The 5266-nt window shown below is 66.2% G+C and carries 6 protein-coding genes; 3 read left to right on the top strand and 3 right to left on the bottom strand.

Annotated features, from left to right (window positions below):
* The 3 genes from RTU05_RS16875 to RTU05_RS16865 all read right to left on the bottom strand — a co-directional run.
* Positions 1-242 (bottom strand): hypothetical protein (locus tag RTU05_RS16875; protein ID WP_312599474.1); only part of this gene is annotated, 242 nt, incomplete at its 3' end.
* On the bottom strand, positions 239-931 hold the full coding sequence (locus RTU05_RS16870; RefSeq protein WP_312599473.1) for a hypothetical protein: 693 nt from the start codon (positions 929-931) through the stop codon (positions 239-241). The genes RTU05_RS16875 and RTU05_RS16870, both read right to left, overlap by 4 nt.
* Before the next feature lie 32 nt (positions 932-963).
* On the bottom strand, positions 964-1290 hold the full coding sequence (locus tag RTU05_RS16865) for a hypothetical protein (protein WP_312599472.1): 327 nt from the start codon (positions 1288-1290) through the stop codon (positions 964-966).
* A 651-nt stretch (positions 1291-1941) separates the two neighbouring features.
* On the opposite strand from RTU05_RS16865, the gene rpsL reads away from it, so the two are divergent.
* The 3 genes from rpsL to fusA all read left to right on the top strand — a co-directional run bounded on the left by rpsL (position 1942) and on the right by fusA (position 5100).
* Positions 1942-2316 (top strand): 30S ribosomal protein S12, encoded by a 375-nt coding sequence (gene rpsL, locus RTU05_RS16860; RefSeq protein ID WP_008260482.1) that lies wholly within the window; start codon positions 1942-1944, stop codon positions 2314-2316.
* An 81-nt stretch (positions 2317-2397) separates the two neighbouring features.
* Positions 2398-2871 (top strand): 30S ribosomal protein S7, encoded by a 474-nt coding sequence (rpsG, locus tag RTU05_RS16855; protein WP_248121325.1) that lies wholly within the window; start codon positions 2398-2400, stop codon positions 2869-2871.
* A 150-nt stretch (positions 2872-3021) separates the two neighbouring features.
* Positions 3022-5100, top strand: coding sequence for an elongation factor G (gene fusA, locus RTU05_RS16850; protein WP_312599471.1), 2079 nt, complete (start codon positions 3022-3024; stop codon positions 5098-5100).
* Positions 5101-5266 lie beyond the last annotated feature (166 nt).

Raw genomic sequence — 5266 nt, 5'->3', positions numbered from 1 at the left:
GGCGGCTGGATCGCCGGGCGCGGCCGTTCGTCCGGCAGCAGGGGACGCGGCGTGATGTCCACATAGAGGGGCCGCTGTTCCGGCGCGGTCAGCGGCGCGTCGATCCCCAGGGCCGTCAGGGACAGGACGGCGATCAGACCGGCGTTGATGACGACCGAGGCGGAGGCCAGGGCGACCTTTCGCCAGTCCGGGCGGCGCCGTCGCGACCAAGGGCCAAGCGGAAACACCGACGCAGCGGTCATTCGCGACGCTTTCTGAGATTGGGCAGGAAGCCGTCCCGCGAGGAGAAAAGATCGATCCGAATATTCACGTCGGCGCATCCTGCCACGGGGTTCGGGTCTTCGCACGACTGTTTGACGCGCGACGGATCGGCCCGTTGAGCCTCCCAGGCCGCCAGACGGCGTGCGCCCTGACGGGCGAAGGCGGCGTCGCGTTCCGCATCGCCCGTGCCTTGGATCGCGGGAACGGCCCCGGCGCCGGCCCAGCGGTCCTCGCAGCGACGGCGGGCGTCGAGCGAAAGACGGTGCGGGGCTTCGCACGAGAGGAGGGGGATGCTCGGCCCCGGAATGGCGCCGTCGACCCGCCAGCGGGCGTCGATCCCGTCGTGCGTTGTCGCCTCGGCCAGGGGCGGGCGCGGCGACGTGACCGTTCCGCCGCTGTCCGGGGCATCGGCCTGGAACGCCTGCGCCCGGCGGGGCGCGGCGAGTTTTTCCTCCAAAGAAGGGGCGGAGGCGGACTTCGGCGCGCGGGCCAGGGTCGGCCAAGCGTCGTCCAGATAGACGACCATCGGTTCGGCGCGTGGCGGCCGAACGCGCAGCCCCACATCGGTCATGGACAGAAGCGCGACGGCGCCCGCGTTCAGGCCGACAGCCGTCGCCGCAAAGCCCGCCTTGCGCCAATCCAGCCGTAGGCCGACCGTGTTCGCCCTCATCGTGACAGGTCCGGCATCGAATCCACCCTCCGTCAGTTCAGGCCAAACAGGGATCGAACGCCGGGATAGGCGCCGTCGCCGTCGCGATAGTCACGCCAGCGTTTCTTGACGGCGGCCTCCTTGGCGAAGGCCGCTGTCCGATCCTCGTCTCCGGAGCGCGCCATCGGCGCGGAGGGTTCAGCGGCCGCCATGGCCAGCGCGCGGCAGGACTGCCTGTCCTGCAAAGACCGCGCTTCACCGGGCCGGCAGTCCGGCCCGTCGCTCCGCGCCGCGCTTCCTGACGGCCAGGCGGCGTCGACCGAGGCGTGGGGGCGGACGGTCCAGCGCGGGTCGTAGGCGGGCGCCGATGTCGGCGGCATGGTCGGGACCGAAGGACGATCCGCGAGAGGTTGCGGAGAGGGCGGCGCCGGGCGACCTGCCGCCGCCTGCAGGGCAGGGGGCGGCTCTCGACGGACCGGGGTCTTGATGAAGACGGGTTCGATATCGACGTAGATGGGAGACGACCCCGGGATGCGCCGTGGCGCCGGGCGTCGGTCCTCAAGGGCGAGCAGCGCCAGCAGGCCCGCATTGATCGCAAGCGAGAGCGTGATCGCCCCTGTTCGGGCCAGCCCCCCCATGAACCATCCCCGGTTGGTCGTTCGATCAAGCTGAACGCGAAGCGTGGCGGGTTTCAGGCCGAACGGCGCTATAATGAAGACGGCCGCGTTGGTTCGCAATGTGGTACGGGACGAGGTGTTAACGCGCGTTCTTGACCTGCGGCCCCATCCCGCGTAGAAGCCGCGCACTTTCGAGGCGTGGCCGGTTCGCCGGTCGCCGAGATCGTGACAATCGAACGGACGGCCTGTGCGCCGCCGGAACGCCCAAAGCGCGCGTTCCGGTTTTTCTGTTTGTCGTCACGGCATCAGTCTCGATGACACCCGGGCGAGGGGATGGTCCCCCGTTCACAAGAAGGCGAGAGGCGCTTCGGTCGAAAGACACACGCCTCCATCAGAAGTCGAGACGAGTTTCGAATGCCTACGATCAACCAGCTGATCCGCAAGCCGCGCAAGCCCAAGCCCACCCGCAACAAGGTGCCGGCTCTGGAGGGTTCGCCCCAGCGTCGCGGCGTCTGCACCCGCGTCTACACCACGACCCCGAAGAAGCCGAACTCGGCTCTGCGTAAGGTCGCCAAGGTCCGTCTGGCCAAGAACGGCTACGAAGCCGTGTGCTACATCCCCGGCGAAGGCCACAACCTGCAGGAACACTCGGTCGTTCTGATCCGCGGCGGCCGCGTGAAGGACTTGCCCGGTGTTCGCTACCACATCCTGCGCGGCGTTCTGGATACCCAAGGCGTCAAGGACCGCAAGCAGCGTCGTTCGCACTACGGCGCCAAGCGTCCGAAGTAAGCCATTCGCTTCCGGGCCGTCGCGCCCGGACGCCTTTTCTAGATCTTCCCGGCGCAGGCCGGGCACTGCAAGGAATAACCCATGTCGCGTCGTCACCGCGCCCAGAAGCGTGAAGTTCTGCCGGATCCGAAGTTCGGGGACCTGGTCGTCACCAAGTTCATGAACTACGTCATGTACGAAGGTAAGAAGGCCGTCGCCGAAAACATCGTGTACGGCGCCTTCGACATCCTGGCCGACAAGAAGAAGGACCAGGAGCCGGTCGCCACCTTCCACGCCGCCCTGGACAACGTCGCCCCGTCGGTCGAAGTCCGTTCGCGTCGCGTCGGCGGCGCCACCTATCAGGTTCCCGTCGAAGTCCGCCCGGACCGCCGCCGCGCCCTGGCCATCCGCTGGCTGGTCAACGCCGCGCGCAAGCGTGGCGAGAACACCATGACGGAAAAGCTGGCGGCCGAGCTGCTGGACGCCTCGAACAACCGCGGCACCGCGGTCAAGAAGCGCGAAGACACCCACAAGATGGCCGAAGCCAACCGCGCCTTCAGCCACTATCGCTGGTAAGCGTCTTAAAAGCGCCAACTGCGGCGACTATCTGAGACTATCCGGCGCGGGCGGTTTGAGCTAAATCGCCCGCGCTCGCTTATCCGCCGCATCGACGATCATCCCCGAGGGCGCGCTTCGCGTCCTGCACTACTTCCAAGGCACGTTTTCATGGCTCGTACGCACAAGCTCGAGGACTACCGCAACTTCGGCATCATGGCCCACATCGACGCGGGCAAGACGACGACGACCGAGCGGATCCTGTATTACACCGGCAAATCCCACAAGATCGGCGAAGTCCACGACGGCGCCGCGACCATGGACTGGATGGACCAGGAGCAGGAACGCGGCATCACCATCACCTCGGCCGCGACGACCGCCTTCTGGCAGAACAAGCGCCTGAACATCATCGACACCCCCGGCCACGTGGACTTCACCATCGAAGTCGAGCGCAGCCTGCGCGTCCTCGACGGCGCCGTGACGGTGCTGGACGGCAACGCCGGCGTCGAGCCGCAGACCGAAACCGTCTGGCGCCAGGCCGACAAATATTCGGTGCCGCGCATCGTCTTCGTCAACAAGATGGACAAGATCGGCGCCGACTTCGACAAGTCGGTGGAATCGATCCGCGACCGTCTGGGCGCCAAGGCCGTGCCGATCCAATTCCCCATCGGCGCCGAAAGCTCGCTGAAGGGCCTGGTCGACCTGGTCCGCATGAAGGCCGTGGTCTGGGACAACGACGGCCTGGGCGCGTCCTACCGTGACGAAGAGATCCCCGCCGACTTGGTCGACAAGGCCAACGAAGCCCGCCAGTACCTGATCGACAACGCCGTCGAGCTGGACGACGAGGCGATGGAAGCCTACCTCGAAGGCAACGAGCCCGACGAAGCCACCATCAAGAAGTGCATCCGCAAGGCCGTGCTGACCGGCGCCTTCTATCCGATCCTGTGCGGCTCGGCCTTCAAGAACAAGGGCGTGCAGACGCTGCTGGACGCCGTGGTCGACTATCTGCCGTCGCCGCTGGACATCCCGCCGACCCCGGGCATCGACTTCAAGACCGAAGAGCCCGTCGTGCGCAAGGCGTCGGACGACGAGCCCCTGTCGGTCCTGGCCTTCAAGATCATGGACGACCCCTTCGTCGGCTCGCTGACCTTCTGCCGCCTGTATTCGGGCAAGATGGAAACGGGCATGAGCCTGCTGAACTCGTCGCGCGACAAGCGCGAGCGGGTGGGGCGGATGCTGCAGATGCACTCCAACAACCGCGAAGACGTCAAGGAAGCCTACGCCGGCGACATCGTCGCCCTGGCCGGCCTGAAGGAAACCCGCACCGGGGACACCCTGTGCGATCCGATCAAGTCGCCCGTCATCCTGGAGAAGATGGAATTCCCGGCCCCGGTCATCGAGATCTCGGTCGAGCCCAAGACCAAGGCCGACCAGGAGAAGCTGGGCGTCGCCCTGGCCAAGCTGGCGTCGGAAGACCCGTCCTTCACCGTCTCGACCGACCACGAGTCGGGCCAGACCATCCTGAAGGGCATGGGCGAGCTTCACCTGGACATCAAGATCGACATCCTGAAGCGCACCTACAAGGTCGAGGCCACCATCGGCGCGCCGCAGGTCGCCTATCGTGAATCGCTGGGCCGCAAGGTCGACATCGACTACACCCACAAGAAGCAGACCGGCGGTACGGGCCAGTTCGCCCGCGTCATGATCACCTTCGAACCCGGCGAGCCGGGCTCGGGCTTCGTGTTCGAGAACTCGATCGTCGGCGGCGCGGTGCCCAAGGAATACATCCCCGGCGTCGAGAAGGGCCTGAACTCGGCCAAGGACAACGGCCTGCTGGCCGGCTTCCCGCTGATCGACTTCAAGGCGACGCTGACGGACGGCAAGTTCCACGACGTCGACTCCAGCGTGCTGGCGTTCGAAATCGCGTCGCGCGCCGCCTTCCGCGAACTGAAGGAGAAGGGTGCGCCCAAGCTGCTCGAGCCGATCATGGCGGTGGAAGTCGTGACCCCCGAGGAATATCTCGGCTCGGTCATCGGCGACCTGAACGGCCGTCGCGGCATGATCCAGGGTCAGGACATGCGCGGCAACGCCACCGTCGTGAACGCCTTCGTGCCTCTGGCCAACATGTTCGGCTATGTGAACACGCTGCGCGGCATGTCGCAGGGCCGCGCCCAGTTCACCATGCAATACGACCACTACGAGCCGGTGCCGCAACACGTCGCCGACGAAGTGATCAAGAAGTACGCCTAAGCTTTTCCTTTTGGAAAAGCGCACCTAAATAGCGCCCGGTCGGCCATCGGCCGGGCGCCCTTAACCCCCAAACTGCAGGAACCCCGGTTCGGGGACCTTAGGAGCTAGAGAATGGCCAAGGAAAAGTTCGAACGCACGAAGCCGCACTGCAACATCGGCACGATTG

Origin of the sequence: Brevundimonas sp., from assembly GCF_032017145.1 — a bacterium.
Taxonomy (GTDB): Bacteria; Pseudomonadota; Alphaproteobacteria; order Caulobacterales; family Caulobacteraceae; genus Brevundimonas.
Note: the sequence above shows the minus strand (reverse complement) of the source record. Positions and strands in the feature narration are given on the sequence as shown.

Excerpts from the sequence above, each read along its gene's own strand:
- RTU05_RS16870 (WP_312599473.1), bottom strand. The coding sequence starts at position 931 with ATGAGGGCGAACACGGTCGGCCTACGGCTGGATTGGCGCAAGGCGGGC.
- RTU05_RS16865 (WP_312599472.1), bottom strand. The coding sequence starts at position 1,290 with ATGCCGCCGACATCGGCGCCCGCCTACGACCCGCGCTGGACCGTCCGC.
- rpsL (WP_008260482.1), top strand. The coding sequence starts at position 1,942 with ATGCCTACGATCAACCAGCTGATCCGCAAGCCGCGCAAGCCCAAGCCC.
- rpsG (WP_248121325.1), top strand. The coding sequence starts at position 2,398 with ATGTCGCGTCGTCACCGCGCCCAGAAGCGTGAAGTTCTGCCGGATCCG.
- fusA (WP_312599471.1), top strand. The coding sequence starts at position 3,022 with ATGGCTCGTACGCACAAGCTCGAGGACTACCGCAACTTCGGCATCATG.